General features: G+C 68.6%; 15 protein-coding genes. 8 read left to right on the forward strand and 7 right to left on the reverse strand.

The window, feature by feature from the left end; all coding sequences use genetic code 11:
• Positions 1-1130: 1130 nt before the first annotated feature.
• Positions 1131-1346 (reverse strand): hypothetical protein, encoded by a 216-nt coding sequence (locus BM144_RS22525; protein WP_139225623.1) that lies wholly within the window; start codon positions 1344-1346, stop codon positions 1131-1133.
• Between the two features lie 168 nt (positions 1347-1514).
• On the opposite strand from BM144_RS22525, the gene BM144_RS03200 reads away from it, so the two are divergent.
• Positions 1515-2465 (forward strand): YihY/virulence factor BrkB family protein, encoded by a 951-nt coding sequence (locus tag BM144_RS03200; protein WP_092949774.1) that lies wholly within the window; start codon positions 1515-1517, stop codon positions 2463-2465.
• Between the two features lie 37 nt (positions 2466-2502).
• On the opposite strand, the gene BM144_RS03205 is transcribed toward BM144_RS03200, so the two are convergent.
• Both BM144_RS03205 and BM144_RS03210 read right to left on the reverse strand, forming a co-directional pair.
• A complete protein-coding gene (locus tag BM144_RS03205; protein WP_092949776.1) occupies positions 2503-4023 on the reverse strand; it encodes a CYTH and CHAD domain-containing protein in 1521 nt (506 codons plus the stop codon).
• 107 nt (positions 4024-4130) lie between these two features.
• Positions 4131-6830 carry an excinuclease ABC subunit UvrA gene (locus BM144_RS03210; RefSeq protein ID WP_092949778.1) on the reverse strand — a complete coding sequence of 900 codons (2700 nt, stop codon included), beginning with the start codon at positions 6828-6830 and terminating at the stop codon, positions 4131-4133.
• 152 nt (positions 6831-6982) lie between these two features.
• Between BM144_RS03210 and BM144_RS03215 the strand changes: the two genes are divergently transcribed.
• The 4 genes from BM144_RS03215 to BM144_RS03225 all read left to right on the forward strand — a co-directional run bounded on the left by BM144_RS03215 (position 6983) and on the right by BM144_RS03225 (position 9310).
• A complete protein-coding gene (locus tag BM144_RS03215) occupies positions 6983-7405 on the forward strand; it encodes a CopG family transcriptional regulator (RefSeq protein WP_092949780.1) in 423 nt (140 codons plus the stop codon).
• A gap of 19 nt (positions 7406-7424) precedes the next feature.
• Positions 7425-8576, forward strand: coding sequence for an extracellular catalytic domain type 1 short-chain-length polyhydroxyalkanoate depolymerase (locus BM144_RS03220; RefSeq protein ID WP_092949782.1), 1152 nt, complete (start codon positions 7425-7427; stop codon positions 8574-8576).
• Between the two features lie 86 nt (positions 8577-8662).
• Positions 8663-8785 (forward strand): hypothetical protein, encoded by a 123-nt coding sequence (locus BM144_RS23575; RefSeq protein WP_281246079.1) that lies wholly within the window; start codon positions 8663-8665, stop codon positions 8783-8785.
• Between the two features lie 123 nt (positions 8786-8908).
• Entirely contained in the window at positions 8909-9310 is a 402-nt protein-coding gene (locus BM144_RS03225) for a GreA/GreB family elongation factor (protein WP_092949784.1), read from the forward strand.
• A gap of 10 nt (positions 9311-9320) precedes the next feature.
• Here the strand turns inward: BM144_RS03225 and BM144_RS03230 are convergent, their stop codons facing one another.
• Both BM144_RS03230 and BM144_RS03235 read right to left on the reverse strand, forming a co-directional pair.
• Positions 9321-11180, reverse strand: a complete 1860-nt coding sequence (locus BM144_RS03230; protein ID WP_245783510.1) for a bifunctional metallophosphatase/5'-nucleotidase — start codon at positions 11178-11180, stop codon at positions 9321-9323.
• Between the two features lie 154 nt (positions 11181-11334).
• The gene (locus BM144_RS03235; RefSeq protein WP_092949788.1) at positions 11335-11838 is read right to left on the reverse strand and encodes an O-acetyl-ADP-ribose deacetylase; all 504 of its coding nucleotides are present in this window, start codon (positions 11836-11838) and stop codon (positions 11335-11337) included.
• 122 nt (positions 11839-11960) lie between these two features.
• Between BM144_RS03235 and BM144_RS03240 the strand changes: the two genes are divergently transcribed.
• The 3 genes from BM144_RS03240 (at position 11961) to BM144_RS03250 (ending at position 13911) form a co-directional block, all read left to right on the forward strand.
• The gene (locus BM144_RS03240; protein WP_092949790.1) at positions 11961-12656 is read left to right on the forward strand and encodes an NUDIX hydrolase; all 696 of its coding nucleotides are present in this window, start codon (positions 11961-11963) and stop codon (positions 12654-12656) included.
• Between the two features lie 41 nt (positions 12657-12697).
• Positions 12698-13123, forward strand: coding sequence for a hypothetical protein (locus BM144_RS03245; RefSeq protein ID WP_092950103.1), 426 nt, complete (start codon positions 12698-12700; stop codon positions 13121-13123).
• Between the two features lie 152 nt (positions 13124-13275).
• Positions 13276-13911: an NAD(P)H-dependent oxidoreductase gene (locus tag BM144_RS03250; protein WP_092949792.1), complete on the forward strand. Its 636-nt coding sequence runs from the start codon at positions 13276-13278 to the stop codon at positions 13909-13911.
• A 144-nt stretch (positions 13912-14055) separates the two neighbouring features.
• Here the strand turns inward: BM144_RS03250 and BM144_RS03255 are convergent, their stop codons facing one another.
• Together BM144_RS03255 and BM144_RS03260 are read right to left on the reverse strand one after the other, a co-directional pair.
• Entirely contained in the window at positions 14056-14571 is a 516-nt protein-coding gene (locus BM144_RS03255) for a hypothetical protein (RefSeq protein WP_092949794.1), read from the reverse strand.
• Between the two features lie 47 nt (positions 14572-14618).
• Positions 14619-15767, reverse strand: a complete 1149-nt coding sequence (locus tag BM144_RS03260) for a zinc-dependent alcohol dehydrogenase (protein WP_092949796.1) — start codon at positions 15765-15767, stop codon at positions 14619-14621.
• Positions 15768-15874: the final 107 nt, after the last annotated feature.

Here is a 15874-nt window from a genome sequence, read left to right on the forward strand (position 1 = left end):
AAATGGCGAGTTTGATTATTTTGCTTGCTACATTTGATGTATTTTTCTATCTCGGAAAATATACAAATTCTCGTGGTTTGTGATTAATCTTGGCCGCATTGAACGCCTACTTCACGCGGTATAACGCAGCGCTTGTCGGCGCACTTACTGCCCTCGATCAGCTAGACAAGTGGTGCCCAAAGCACCAGCGCGGTCACGATGGGCAACAACCTGCGAGGGCAGGCGGCTTCACGCAGCTGTACGACCCCAAACGCTAAAGGCCAACTACAAACAATTAAGTTTCAATATCACTGCTTGCTTGGTGAGCAGGTTTTGCGCAAGGTGCTTCTGTTGCTGCTTACATAGGAATAGTTTCAATCTTGGCAGGTACTGCGATTGGCTCAATAGGTTATGGGGTGGATTATTTGCTGCACTCTTGCTTTCTGCTATTTTGATTGCAATTCATCTTGTTGTTCTTGAATTGAACCTGCGGAGTATGACGGATGAAAAAGTTTAATGCTATAACGGAGGATTCGGTTCTGGTTTGTCTTGAACTTCTGCTTTTTTAGTTGTCATGTCGCAGCTTTTGAAGAGTGTTTCGGCTAAACCTTTTAATAGTACTATTTCTGATTTGTATGAAACTATTATTGGAATTCCTGTATTAATTGCGAGATGAGAGTATCCATCTACAGGCCGTCCAACGTTTTTCAAGGGTTAGTTATGAATGGCTTGGTCCAGAGTTTGATATTCGTGCTGTCACTGGCATTTCTTTTTCTCAGTATAAATATCAAGGAGAATAAAGGGAATAATGGAAGGCCAAAGATATTTCTGTATTGTATTGTCATGTTCTTGCTTCTAATTCTTCTAATGTTCTTTTAGGCTGATAACGTCTTTGGATTTCGTGAGGCGGATGTATCGCATGGCGCAATACCAGCACAATATCCGAACAGGGTGCCCACCTAGGGTTGCTTTCTAGAGCGCGCACGACATCCTGGGCAAGCAGCGCGGCAATGCGATCAACATCGCAGCCTGCAGATCGCGTTGCTGAGCGCAGCGAGCAGTGATTTCCAGAGATCAAACAACTATATTCTGCTATATAAATGTGAGCGAACTATTCAATGTTTGCGGCGGCATGAAGGCAGTTTTCCTCTTCATTCAATTTTCTTGGCGTCATTACGGAAAATTTGCGGCACGTGCTTTGTGTACTGAACAGCCAATACAGCCAATGCCTCGAAACGACAATGCCAATCCTGCGCGGTAGAGGCTTGGATCGGGGGATAGGGCGGCTGCACATCCGGCGCACGGCTTGAGCCGCGCGTTGAACAGTCGGAATCAACGCGCCAGCAGAAGCAGACGGGCACGCCCACGCAGTAGCTGCAAGCTCCGTCACAGACAAAAAAGCCCACACCAGCCAGAACAGCCGGCCGGCACGTGGCGAGTTCAATCGCGGCTGTCTCCGGCCGCGTTAAAACGTGCGGCGCTGAATCAAGCCTCGTCCTACAGCCTCCTGCGCGGGTCGCAGATAGCTTCGCCCCATGCCAGAAAAAAACCTCAAGAACACATGGGCGCTCGTCAAGCAGGCGGCTTCTTCGTGGGTCGATGACTACGCGCCCAGCATGGGGGCGGCGCTGTCGTACTACAGCGTGTTCTCGCTCGCACCACTGCTCGTCATCGTGATCGCCATCGCAGGCATGGTGTTCGGCGAAGAGGCCGCACGCGGCGAGGTGTTCGCCCAACTGAGCGGGTTGATGGGAGCGGACGCTGCCGCGGCCGTGGAGGAACTGCTCAATGCCGCTGCCAAGCCGTCGACGGGGATCACGTCCGCGGCGATCGGGCTGGTGGTGCTCCTGATCGGGGCGACGACGGTGTTCGGCGAACTGCAGGATGCCCTGGACCGCATCTGGCGCGCGCCGGTGCGCGAAGGGTCCACCGGGCTGTGGGGCCTGTTGCGGGCCCGATTCCTGTCGTTCGGGATGATCCTGGGGATCGCTTTTCTGCTCATGGTCTCGCTGGTCATGAGCGCGGCGGTGTCGGCGCTCGGCAAATGGTGGGCGCCAGCGTTCGGCGGGTGGGAGGTGCTGGCGCAGGGCATCAACGCGGCCGTGGGTTTCGCTTTCACCACCGTGGTGTTCGCGATGATCTACAAGGTCATGCCCCGCGTGAGCGTTCGCTGGCACGACGTCTGGCTGGGGGCGGCCATCACGGCGGTGCTGTTCACCGTGGGCCGGATGCTCATCGGGCTCTACATCGGCAAGACGGCGCTGGCTTCCGGGTTCGGCGCCGCCGGGTCACTCGCGGTCATCTTCGTGTGGGTGTATTACTCGGCGCAGATTTTCCTCATGGGGGCCGAGTTCACCTGGGTCTACGCGCGCACCTTCGGGTCGATGCGGGACCGGGCGGACGATACGCCGGCGGCCGCAGAGGCCCAGGGTGAGCCACCTTCCCGCGCTGCGGGCCAGACCCCGGGCCGGGCCGTTTCGGCCTAGCCATCCATTCCACCTTGTCCAGGCAGGGCAGGACGGCTTATGGCCGGAACGCCCTTTTGCGGACTTCCGGGCCGTCGCCGATGCGCTGCAGCGCGCGTTGGCAATTTTCCAGGGTGTGCCGGCGCCGCGCCGCCAGCCAGCCCACGGCAAACCAGGCTTGCGGGTGCCGCGCCGCCCGTTGGCGGTACAGCCGGTCGGCCACCTGTTCGTCATTGAGCCGGCCCAGGGACGCTTGCGCAGGCGCGAGGCGCTTCAGGAATTTCCGGCCCCCGCCTTCCAGCACGGGCGCCAGGAATTCCGTGAGGTAGCGCAGGCGCTTGATGCGTTTACGCACGCGGTGCTGGCGCTCGGTGGTCAGTTCGGAAAACGATGCGATGTCTTTGCCGATGCCGCGATGGAGCTTGCGCAGGGCCTTGCCCACCGCACGCCGTGTTCCCTCGGCATCCAGGGCCTGGGCCTGCGCGGGCGGCGTGCCGTCCTGCGCGACCGTGAAGCCCATCAACGCGATCAGCACCGCCTGGAAGGCGCCATCGGACAAGATCTCTTCGGGCGATACCGCGGCCTCGGGGTCGGGCGCCACCTCCGGTCCTCCGGCCTGGCGCAGTTGCGCATTCATCGCCTCCAGCACGTGCCCGCTGTCGCGCAGTTCGCCCAGGCGGCGGAACACCGTGCGCAAGGGCGCCTCCCATGCCGGGTCGAAGCTGTTGGGCGCCAGGCCGTCCAGCTCGCGCAGGGCGGTCCGCAACCGGCGGATGCCCACGCGCAACTGGTGCACGTGTTTCTCGGTGCCGTGGCCCTGCGCGATCTCGCTCGCGTTGGCCATGATCTGCTCCAAGCAGTTGCCCACGACCACCCGCTGCAGGTGCTGCCCGGAAGGGAGGCGGCCGTTCTTCGCGCGCATGGGCGTGGCCTTGGCCGCGGGGCCTGCGGAGCCACCCGCGCGCAGGCGCTCGCCGCGCTCGGCTTTCGACAGGGTGCTGAGGACCAGCCCGTGCCTTGCCGCCCAGGCGCGTGCCGCCTCGACGAGCGCGGAAACCGGGCCGTCTTTCAGTTCCAGCTCCAGTTCGCAGATCGGTGCGGAGGCTTCTTCCGCGGTGCCGCGGTGGGCGACGACCCGCCCGGTGTCCAGCGCCAGTTCCATGGCACCTCCGCCGTCGAAGGGAATGTCGCGGGTCACCCGCTCGAACCCGGTGCCGTAGGTCTCCACGGGCGATGTTTTCGCGTGGGCCAATGCCCGGGCCAGTTGCCGACCTGCCGCGGAGCCCGCATGCAGCGCCGGGTCCGGCCGGGGAACACCCTCCGCACCGGCAGGCCGCGGCAGGGCGGCGTTGTGTTCTTCGCGCGCCAGCGGGCCTTCGCCCAGCGTTTTGACGGTCTGCACCCATGCACCGCCTTCGTCCCGGACGCGCCAGGCGATCCCCTGGCGGGCCAGGTCGCCCTCGGGGGTATCGAAGTAGTGCGCCTCCATGCGGCGTGCGGTGTAGTGGCCCTGCTGCATCTCCGCCTGCACGCCTTCCAGGCGGTGCGAAGGGATGAGGAACTTGAACTCGATTTCCATGGCGTTTCCGGAATGGGTGGGGGGTTGGGCGGTGTTTCTGATCGGATGGTGGGCGGTGCGGCGAGGGCTTGCGGAAGGCGGGGCGCGTCCCAGGTGGTTCGCGGGCATCAGTCCTTCGCGTGCGATGCCAGCGCGGCGCCCAGGTAGGGAGCCGTGCGGGAGGCCGCGCAGCGGGCCACGTCCTGCGGCGTTCCCGCCACGACGATGCGCCCTCCATCGTGACCGGCGCCGGGGCCGATGTCGATCACCCAGTCGCAGGCTGCCACGAAATGCATGTCGTGTTCGACCACCACGACGGTGTGGCCGGCCTGCACCAGCGCGTCAAGGTGCGCCAGCAGGCGGTCCGCGTCGGCGGGGTGCAGGCCGGTGGTGGGCTCATCCAGCACATAGAGCGTATGGCCCCGCTGCGTGCGCTGCAGCTCGGCGGCCAGTTTGATGCGCTGGGCCTCGCCGCCCGAGAGTTCGGTGGCCGGCTGGCCCAGGCGCAGGTAGCCCAGGCCGATCTTCCGGAGCACCTGCAGCGGCCGCAGGACGGCGGGTTCGTGGGCGAACGCTTCGCAGGCCGCATCGACGGTCAACCCCAGCACGTCGGCGATCGTCAGGCCGTTCCAGGTGACGGCAAGCGTCTGCGGGTTGTAGCGCGAGCCGTGGCACGTGGGGCAGGGCGCGTAGGCACTCGGAAGAAAAAGCAACTCGACGCTCACGAAGCCTTCCCCCTGGCAGGTGGGGCAGCGCCCCTTGGCGACGTTGAACGAGAACCGGCCGGCGTCGTAGTGCGTCCTGCGGGCGGCCGGCGTGGCCGCGAAGAGTTTCCGGATGGCGTCGAACAGGCCGGTGTAGGTGGCGAGGTTGGAGCGCGGGGTCCTGCCGATCGGCTTCTGGTCCACGTTCACCAGCCGCCGTATCTGGCCGGTGGCGCCGCCCAGCCGGCCGGTGGATCGTTGCTCCGGGCCTTCCGCGGCGCCCGCGCCGGGGTCGTCGTCCGCCGCATCGGGAAGGACCGTCTCGGGCAGCGCATCGCCGTCCGCGGGCGATGCGTCCTGCCCCAGGTGGTCCGCCACCAGGGTCAGCAGCGCGTGGCTGACGAGGCTGGATTTGCCGGAGCCCGACACCCCGGTCACCGCCGTCAGGCAGCCCAGCGGGATGGCGGCCTGCACGCCCTGGAGGTTGTGGCTCCGGACATCTTCCAGCTGGAGCCAGGCCTGCGGAGTGCGGCGGTGCCTGCGGGCGCGGGCGCCGTCGTCGAAAAGGTATTGCCGCGTTCGCGAATCGGCCACGTCCCGCAGGCCCTGCGGCGGGCCGCTGTAGAGCACCCGGCCACCGCGCTCGCCGGCCTCCGGGCCCACTTCCACGAGCCAGTCGGCGCGGCGCATGGTGGCCACGTCGTGCTCCACGACGAGGATGGAGTTGCCTGCGGCCTTGAGCCGGTCCAGCGCCGCGAGCAGCGATTCCCCGTCGGCCGGGTGCAGGCCGGCCGATGGCTCGTCGAGGACGTAGACCACGCCGAACAACTGGGACGCCAACTGGGTCGCCAGGCGCAGCCGCTGAAGCTCGCCCGGCGACAGCGTGGGCGTGGCGCGGTCGAGCGACAGATAGCCCAGTCCCAGCCCGACCAGTGCCCCCACCCGCGCGAGCAATTCCTGCGCGATGCGCTGCGCGGCCAGGCGCTTCTCCGCGGAGAGGTTGGGTGTGCGGCGGATGTCGGGTGCGGCGGCATGCGCGGCCCCGCCGGCCGCGACCCGCCGGGCCGTCGCGCGTGCACGGGCGGATTCGGTCGGTGCCGGGTTCTCGGCATCGTCGTCGGCGGACTGCAGCGCGCCATCGGCCACCGGGCGCAGCACGTCGGCCAGCGCGGCCAGGGGAAGGCGGGTGAATTCGCCGATGTCCATGCCGCAGAACGTCACCGACAGCGCTTCCGGCTTGAGGCGCTTGCCGTGGCAGACGGGGCAGGCCTGGCCCACCATGAACTGCGCCACCCGGCGTTTCATCATCGCGCTCTGGCTGGTGGCGAAGGTCTGCATCACATAGCGCCGCGCACCCGTGAAGGTGCCCATGTAGCTGGGCGGCTGGCCGCTCTTGCGCGCCTGCCGCACCTCCTGCCGGCTGAACCCGGCATAGACCGGCACCGTGGGCTGCTCGTCCGTGAACAGGATCCAGTCCCGCGTCTTGCGCGGCAGATCGCGCCAGGGCACGTCGATGTCGTGGCCCAGGGTGGTGAGGATGTCGCGCAGGTTCTGGCCCTGCCACGCGGTGGGCCACGCCGCCACGGCGCGTTCGCGCAGCGTCAGCGAGTCGTCCGGCACCATCGAGGCTTCCGTCACCTCGTAGACGCGGCCAAGCCCATGGCAGTGCGGGCAGGCGCCCTGCGGCGTGTTGGGCGAGAAGTCTTCTGCATACAGCATCGGCTGGCGGGCCGGGTAGCTTCCGGCGCGCGAGTAGAGCATGCGCACCAGGCTCGAAATGGTGGTGACGCTGCCCACGGAGGACCGCGCGCTCGGCGTGCCGCGCTGCTGCTGCAGCGCGACCGCGGGCGGCAGGCCCTCGATGGCGTCCACCTGCGGCACGCCCACCTGGTCGATCAGGCGCCGGGCATACGGGGCGACCGACTCGAAGTACCGGCGCTGCGCCTCGGCATAGATCGTGCCGAAGGCGAGCGACGATTTGCCGGAACCCGAAACGCCGGTGAACACCACGAGCGCATTGCGCGGAATCCGGACGTCCACGTTCTTGAGGTTGTGCTCGCGCGCGCCGCGCACGGAGATGAATCCGCCGAAGGGCGTTTCTTGGGAGGGAAGGGTGGGTTTCATCGTGCCTTGGAGGGTTCATCCGCAGCATTGCCCGTGGACGGCGCCGGGCGTGTAGGTGCGGTCCGGTATTGGCCGCAGCGCGCGCCGCATGTTTTCCGAATCTTGCAAAAAACATCCATTGACCATCCATATGGATGGTAATAGGATGGCGCATGACCTCCGATACGCCCGTTCAGCGCCCGCCCAAGGCCGGCGATTCCGAAAAGATCACCATCAACCTGGGGTATGTCGATCTCGGCCACATCGATCTGCTGGTGGCCGAGAGCTTCTACGGCAACCGCACCGACTTCATCCGCACGGCGATCCGCAACCAGTTGGCCGTGCATTCCGATGCGCTGCGGCAGGTGGTGGCTCGCAAGATGCTGGTGCTGGGCCTGCAGCGGTTCTCGTCGGCCGACCTGGAGGCCGCACGTGCGGCAGGCCAGAAGCTGCAGATCCGCGTGCTGGGGCTGGCCACCATCGACCCCGACGTGGCGCCCGAACTGGCGCTGGCCACCATCGAGTCCATCACCGTGCTCGGAGCGCTGCAGGCCAGCCGTGCCGTGAAGACCGCGCTGGCCGGACGCATCCATTGACCCCGCAACGAAAGTCTCCGTGAACACAATCTTTCAGCAATGGATGGCCGACGCGGCACGATCCACCCGCAGCGGCCAGCTCGGCGAAGCCACCCAGACCATCCAGCGGGCGCTGCGCGAAGCCGCCGCGGCCGCCCGGGGCGGGGTGCCGGAGACGCCTGCGGCCGCCCCCCGCCCGGCACCCCGCGGCGCCGACGATCCCCTGGTGCTCGACGGCCTGGTCCGCGAGATCGATGGACGGGGGCACGGTCCATCGGACGGGCCGGCGGACCCGCCGCACGGCGGCACGCAGGAGCGCTGGCAACGTGCCAGCTTTTCCCACCAGGGCCGCACGCTCGCGTTCCGGCTGTATCTGCCGCCCGGCACGGCCGATGCCGCGGCGTTGCGGCCGATGGTGGTCATGCTCCACGGATGCACGCAGAGCGCGGAGGATTTCGCCGCCGGTACGCGCATGAACCTGCTCGCCCGCGATCTCGGCGTGGTGGTGCTCTACCCGGAGCAGACGCAGCATGCCAATGCGCAGAAGTGCTGGAACTGGTTCAAGCCGCAGCACCAGCGGCGTGGCCGTGGCGAACCCGCGGTGATCGCGGCCCTCGCGCGCTCCGTGGCGGCCGAGCACCGGGTGGACCCGGCCCGGATCTACGTGGCGGGGCTGTCCGCCGGCGGGGCGATGGCCGATATCGCCGGGCACTGCTATCCGGACGTGTTCGCGGCGGTCGGGGTGCATTCCGGGTTGCCCCAGGGGTGCGCGACCGATGTCGCTTCGGCGCTGGCCGCCATGCGCAGCGGCCAGGGGACAGCGGCGCCGCAGAACCGGGCGCAGGCCATCCCCACCATCGTTTTCCACGGCGATGCGGACCCCACGGTCCACGTCCGCAATGCCGAGGTGCTCGTCGATTCCTTGCTCGGTGCCGGGCCCACGCCTGCCGCCGGCGCCGGCCAGGCGGCCGCGCGCGTGATCCGGGGCCGCTCGGCACGGGGGGCGCACCACACGCGCAGCGTGTACACGGACGCGTCCGGGCGCGACACGCTCGAATACTGGCAATTGCACGGGGCGGGCCATGCCTGGTCGGGCGGCAGCGCCAGCGGAAGCTATACGGCCCCGGAGGGCGTGGACGCCAGCGCGGAGATGCTCCGGTTCTTTCTCGCGCATCCGCGCGTCGCCCGCTGAGGCCGGCGCTGCCGCACGCGTGCCAATCCGGCACGGGCGGTGGGGGCATGGCGCGCCCGCGGCGGCGCCGTGCCTACACTCGCCCCATGACCTCCCTGGCCCACGCCGTCGCCTTTCCGGCCGCGCTGTCGCACGCAGACGCGGCAGGGCGCGCGCTGGCGGCCGCGGCAGAACGGGCCCACCGCCCGTCGACGCCCGCACCTTCCTGAGCCCGGCGGTCCGCTCTCCCTCCCCCTTCTCTTCAGCGCAATCCTCCACCGCCGGGCCCCACCTTCCGCGCGCCCACGGCCGCTCTCTGCGCAGGCGATGGCGGCCACCGATGGAGTGCTTGCATGCATGCAATGGTCCGTGGCGAGCGCACGCTCACCGATCTCGATTTTTCCCGTCTGTCCAGGCTGGCGGGCCAGCCGCTTCCGCCCACCCTCTGCGACCTGCTGGCCACCGCCGAGGTCACCAGCTCCCGCTCCGTCCAGGCGGATGTGGTCACCATGTATTCGCGCGTGGAGCTGGTGGATGCCCTGACCCACCGGCGCCAGGTGCTGACGCTGTGCTACCCGCGCGATGCGGAGCCCGCCGCGGGCTTCATCTCGGTGCTGTCCCCGGTGGGGAGCAGCCTGCTGGGCCTGCGGGCGGGCGATGTCGCCAGGTGGTCCACCCCGCTGGGCGAAGCGTGCGCGGCGACGATCGCGGCCGTGCAGTACCAGCCCGAGGCCACGGGGGACTACCTCACGTAGCGCCGCGCGGTCACTGCCCGGCCGGCCCCTTGAACGTCTTCGTGCTGTACAGGTCGCGGGGCAGCCGGCGCAGCGCGGGCAGGCCGCTGGCCGCATCCTTGCCCTGGCGCTCGATGTAGCTGAAGAACACGTCGGCATCCAGCACGCCGATGTCCAGTCGCCGCGATGCGGGCACGGCGGCCAGGGTCTTGTAGCCATCGCCGCCGGTGGCGTTGAAGCTCAGCACGAAGAGCTTGTAGGTCTTCGTGGCATCGAGCGGCTCCCAGGCGCCCGCTGCGTTGCGCACCTCGGCGCCCGAGATGCGCTGGCCGAAGGCCGCGGCGGCATTGGCGTCGAAGCGCAGGCCGCCCGTGTACGGGTAGGGGCCGGTGGAGCCGCCCGTGCCGTAGACGGCTTCCAGGCCGTCTTCCAGCATGGCCTTCACTTCGGCGCCCGTCACGTCCAGGCGGAAGAGCATGTTGCCGAAGGGCAGCACCTGGATCACCTGGGCGGCCGAGACCGTGCCCTGCAGCGGGATGCGCACGCCGCCGCCGCTCTGCAGCGAGATGTCGGCGCCGCCGTACTGCGCCTTGGCCACGTCGAGATAGGCCTGGGCCACCAGTTGCTGGATGTCGCCGCCGCGCACGCTCACGCTGCCTTCGGCATTGCAGGCCGCGCTGGAGCGGCCGTAGTCGGCGGAGCCGGCCCCGCCGGGCACGCGGCGCGAGCACAGTTCCTCGGGCACGAAGGCCACCTGCGTGCGGTTGAACACCGCCACGCGGTCCTTGAAGGGCTGCAGGGCCGCGGTGGCGGCGGCCGAGGGCTGCGTCACGCGCAGGAAGCCGGTGGCCGCCACGCTGGCCTGCAGCGCGCGGGCCTCGGCGTCGGTGGGCGCCTTGCCGGCGATGGTGAAGCTGTCGCCGATCAGCACGTGCGGCGTGCCGGCGCACTGGGTGACGTTGCCGTCGCCGTCGAACTGCACCTTCAGCTCGCCCACCACCTGCGCGTATTCCCAGGCCTGCACCACGCAGACGGTGTGGCCGTCCTTGTCCACGGTGCGCGTGGGGTAGGCGCCGCCCGGCGTGCCCACGCCCGTGGTGCGCAGTCCGTCGAGGCCGAGCAGCGTGTGCGAATCGCCGCCCACCACCACGTCCACGCCCGAGAGCCGGGGCACGATCTGCCGGTCGGCGTCGTAGCCGATGTGGCTCATCAGCACGATTTTGTTGATGCCCTGGGCGCGCAGGCGGTCGATCTCGCGCTGGGCGGCCGTGGCCTCGTCCTCGAACGTGGTGTCCGGGTCGGGGCTGGAGGAGGCCTTGGTCTTGCCGGCGATGGTGAGGCCCACGATGCCGATCTTCTGGCCGCCGCGTTCCACCACGGTGGACGGGTTGACGTAGCCGGGCGCCTTGTTCGCGTTCAGCGCCGAATTGGCGCCGAAGCGCACGTTGGCACTCAGCACGGGCGTCTTGCAACTGCCCTTGCGCAGCAGGTCCAGGAAGGACTTCAGGCCGGAGTCGCCCTTGTCGAATTCGTGGTTGCCGAGCGTGAAGGCATCGAAGCAGACGGTGTTCATCAGGGCCGCGTCGGCTTCGCCGTCGGCGCCGGCACGGTTGAAGTACAGGGTGCCGGTGAGCGCGTCGCCCGCATGCAGCTTGAGCACGTTGGGCGACTGCTTCGCCAGCGTCTCGATGGCCGCGGTCACGCGCGGGAAGCCGCCCGCATCGACCGCCACGGCCACCGGAGCGGCGCCCCCGGCCGAGAGCTGCAGCGTCTTCGAGCGCGGCTCCAGGGTGGAGTGGTGGTCGTTGATGTGCAGGATGGTGAGTTCCATGGGTTCGCCACCACCGCCCGATCCGCCGCAGGCGGCCAACAGCAGGGCCGTGGCGGTCATCGCCAGCCATCCGCCCGCACGTGCCGCTTGCCGGCGCCCACCTTCTCTCCACGTCGTTCCCGCCATCGGGGTCTCCTACAAAGCGTTGCAAAGCAGGCATGCTTGCGGCGCCACGTGACAGGGCGATGAATGGCGCCCCGCGCGGTGCGGGTGTTCAGGCGGCCGGCAGCCGCGCCTGGTAGAGCGCCAGATCGCGCGCGCCGAAGCAGCAGAACGTGACCTGCAGCCGGGCATCGCCCACGGCCTCCCGGGTGGCGGCCACGGCGATGTCGGCCGCCGCATCCGCCGGGTAGCCGTAGGCGCCGGTGCCGATGCAGGGGAATGCGATCGAGCGCATGCCGTGCGCGAGCGCCAGCGCGATGCTTTCGCGGTAGCACGAGGCGAGCAGGGCAGGTTCGCCCTGGCGTCCGCCGTGCCAGACCGGCCCCACGGTGTGGATCACGTGGCGCGCGGGCAGCCGGAAACCCGGGGTCAGCCTGGCCTGGCCGACCCGGCAGCCGTTCAGCGCCCGGCAGGCCGCCAGCAGGTCGGGCCCGGCCGCGCGGTGGATGGCGCCGTCCACGCCTGCGCCGCCCAGCAACGAAGTGTTGGCGGCATTGACGATGGCGTCGACCTCCAGGCGGGTGATGTCGTGCTGGATCGCGTCGAAGGCGGGCATGGGAGGCTCCTGGTGGGATGGCTGACGCTGGACGATGGCGCAGTTCCGGCGGCCCGTGTGTCGGCGGCCGCGCAGAATGGGCGGCACACTGCCTGTTTTTTGAGAAAGCCTCCGACCGATCCATGGCCCCTTCTTCCCCGGACACCGATTTCACGCCCATTCTGTGCACCGTGGACGTGGTGCTGCTCACCCTGGAGCGGCAGGAACTGCACGCCGTGCTGATGCAGCGCCCGCACGGCCCCTGCGCGGGCGCCTGGGCGCTGCCGGGCGGCTACATCCATGCCCAGGAGGACGGCACGGCCTGGGATGCCGCGGCCCGGGTGCTGCGGCACAAGGTGGGCATCGCGAGCCCCTACCTGGAGCAGCTCGCCACCTATTCGGGCGCGGAGCGCGACCCGCGCGGCTGGTCGGTGTCGATCGTCTACTGCGCGCTCGTGCCGGCCGAGATGCTGCCCGCGTCCGCGCCGGGCCTGCAGCGGGCGCCCGTGCACCGCCTGCCGCCCCTGGCCTTCGACCATGCGGACATGGTGGCGCTGGCGGTGTCGCGCGTGCGATCCAAGAGCCAGTATTCGTCGCTGCCCGTGTATTTCTGCGGGGAGCGCATGACGCTGCCGCAGTTGCAGGCGGTGTACGAGGCGGTGCTCGGCGAGCCCGTCAACAAGGTGAGCTTCCGCCGCAAGATCGACGAGCTGGGCATGCTGGAGCCGATCGAGGGCGTGCTGGAGTCCGGCGCGGCGCACCGGCCCGCGCAGGTGTACCGGCTGCGGCCGCCGTACCGCCGCGCGCTCTCGCTGGTGGCGCGGGGTCTCAATGCGTGAGCCGGCGGGTTGCCGGCGCCGTTCCTAGAATGCGCCCCACGATGTCTGCCGGCGCCCCCACGTCCTCTTCCCCCGCCTTCCCGGTCCCGGTCCGCGCCGAATGCCCGCCGGGCGCCTGCACCTGCGACCTGCAGGCCATGCTGCAGGCGCCGGACGCGGACCGGCGCGTGCTGCTGCTCTCGCGCGAGGAGGAGAAGCGCCTCGTGCAGCGCCTGGAGAACATCGAGAGCCTGGCCGATCTGCGCCGCCTGGAGGGCCGCATGGAGCAGCAGCTCGGCATCCGCATCGACATCGCGCAGGGGGCGAGCGAGGTGCGCACGCTGCGCGGCATCGCCATCCTGGTGCACGAGCAGCGCGGCCTCTGCCGCAAGACCCGGCAGGCGATCGCGGCCGCCATCCGCCGGGGCATGGAGCGGCGCCCGGAGATCGCGTTCGCGCTGCTGGACGAAGGCGGCCTGTTCGGCTGACAGGCATGGCGGCCCGCCCCCGTCCGCCGGAAGGGGCGGTATGGCGCGCCATACCACGGCGCGCAATTCCCCGTGCGAGCGCGGTGTCTCGGCGGCTCCTAGACTCGGCCGTTCCTGATTCCACCAACGCTCAACACACAGGAACCGACACCATGGAATTGCTCGACGTGCTGCAGTGGCGCTACGCCACGAAGAAGATGGACCCCTCCCGCGCCGTGCCGCAGGACACCGTGGACCGCATCCTGGAGGCCGCCCGGCTGGCGCCGACCTCCAGCGGACTGCAGCCCTACGAGATCATCGTGGTCACCAGCGCCGACGTGCGGGCCCGCATCCGCGAAGTGGCCTGGAACCAGGCGCAGGTGACCGACGGCTCGCACCTGCTCGTGTTCGCCGCGTGGGACGACTACACCACCGAACGCATCAACCAGATGTTCGACTACACCAACGAAGTGCGGGGCTTCCGCAACGAGGGCTGGGAGAACTACCGCAACATGCTGCTCGGCTCGTACCCGCAGCGGGGCGCGGAGGTGAACTTCCAGCATGCCGCGCGGCAGGCCTACATCGGCTTCGGCGCCGCGCTCATCGCCGCGGCCGCCGAGGGCGTGGACAGCACGCCGATGGAGGGCTTCCAGCCCGAGGCGGTGGACGAGATCCTGGGCCTGCGCGCTCGCGGCCTGCGCAGCGTGACGCTGCTGCCGCTGGGGTACCGCCAGCCCGAGGAAGACTGGCTCGTCAACCTCAAGAAAGTGCGCCGTCCGCGCGAACAGTTCGTCTCCGAAGTGCGCTGACCCGCCAGGGCGTCGCAGCTACCGGCACGGAGGTGAAATCGCCTCCATGCCGCCGGATCCATTGAATAGTTTGCTATATATTTAATAGCAAACGCCGGTGGCGACCCTGCCCGCATCGCCGGGCCTTGCCTCCGGCGCGGCCGGTCAGAACAGCCGGCGCAGCAGCGCAATGAGCGCCAACGCCAGGCCGGCCAGGGCCGCCACGGCGCGCAGCGCCCGCTCGCGGTGTTCCCGCCAGTGCGCGTTCAGGCCCATCTCGTGCAGCACCTGGGGAACCCGGCCGTGCAGCAGGTCGGACAACAGCCCTTCCAGCACGTTGACGCGGTCGGCCAGCAACAGCAGCAGCCAATGGCGCAGATCGCTCTCGCTCGTCTGGAAAGCCAGGCGGCGCAACATTCCGCTCACGCCCGAGGGCGGGACCGTGGTGCCGAACACGGGCGTGAGGCCCGGGCGCTCGATCGAATGCAGCACCTCCACGGTGGGTGTCTGCGCCTCGGGCCGCTTCCACGGCACGTCGATGCGCGGCGGCGTGCGTTCGCGCGGCACGGCGGGGCGGTCTTCGCGCCGCAGGTCGGCCCCCCAGCCGGGGATGCTGCCGGCATCGGCGCGGGCGCGCGGGCCCGGCGGGGTGGCGTCGATGTGGATGGTGGCGGTGGTCATGCGGTGTCCTTTCGGGGCGGAGCGATGGGCTTCGGGGTCGGAGTCGTTCAGGCTGCGGCGGGCACGATCACGGGCTTGATGCAGCCGTCCAGCTTGCTCGAGAACGTGTGGTATGCCTCGGCGATGTCCTCGAGCCCGAAGCGGTGGGTGATGATTTCGCGGGGGCGGATGCGCCCGGCCTGGATGTGTTCGATGAGGCGCGGCAGGTGCCGCTTCACGCTCGCCTGGTTCATGCGCAGCGTCAGACCCTTGTTGACGGCGTTGCCGATCGGCACGGCGTTGAACGTGGGCCCGTACACGCCCACGATGGACACCGTGCCGCCTTTGCGCACCGAGTTGATGCACCAGTGCAGCACGGTGGCCGCGCCGCCCTGCAGTTTCAGCCGCACGCCCGTGAGCGATTGAGCGAAGGAGCCCGCGGCCTCGCAACCCACCGCGTCGATGCAGACGTCGGGCCCCAGGCCGTCGGTCATGCCCTTGAGGTGCACGGCCATGTCCCGCACGCTCTTGAAATCCACCGTTTCGCAGGGCGCGTAGCCGCGGACGAAATCCAGGCGGTACTCGACGTGGTCCACCACGATCACGCGCCCGGCGCCGAGCAGCCACGCGCACCGCGCTGCGAAGATGCCGACCGGCCCGGCGCCGAACACCACCACGGTGTCGCCCTCGCGGATGCCGCCCATCTCCGCCGCCTGGTAGCCCGTGGGCAGCGCGTCGGTGAGCAGCACGGCGTCGTCCAGATCGAGGTCGGAGGGGATGACCTGCGGCCCCACGTCGGCCAGGGGCACGCGCACGTACTCGGCCTGGCCGCCGTCGTAGCCGCCCGTGGTGTGCGAGTAGCCGTAGATGCCGCCCACGGCCGTGGCCTCGGGGTTGGTGTTGTGGCAGTTGCTGTACAGCTCCTTCTGGCAGAAGTAGCACGAGCCGCAGAAGATGTTGAACGGCACGAGCACGTGGTCGCCCGGCTTGAGATTGCGCACCGAAGGCCCGACGGCCACCACGGTGCCCGTGAACTCATGGCCGAAGGTGGTGCCGACGCGCGTGTCGGGCACGAGGCCGTGGTAGAGGTGCAGGTCCGATCCGCAGATGCACGAGCGCGTGACGCGCACGATGGCATCGTTGGGATGCTCGATGTCGGGTTCCTGTTTGTGCGATGCCCGCACGCGGTAGGGGCCGCGGTAGTTCATTGCCAGCATGGGGTTCGCTTGCCTTTCGTCAGAGCCGGTGGTGCGGGAGAGAAGCCCGTCCTGTGGTCCATCTTGCGAACTTCCCGGGGTCTGTCGGTGTAGGACGTGCGCACGCT

It is taken from the genome of Paracidovorax konjaci, from assembly GCF_900112675.1.
GTDB classification, from domain to species: domain Bacteria; phylum Pseudomonadota; class Gammaproteobacteria; order Burkholderiales; family Burkholderiaceae_C; genus Paracidovorax; species Paracidovorax konjaci.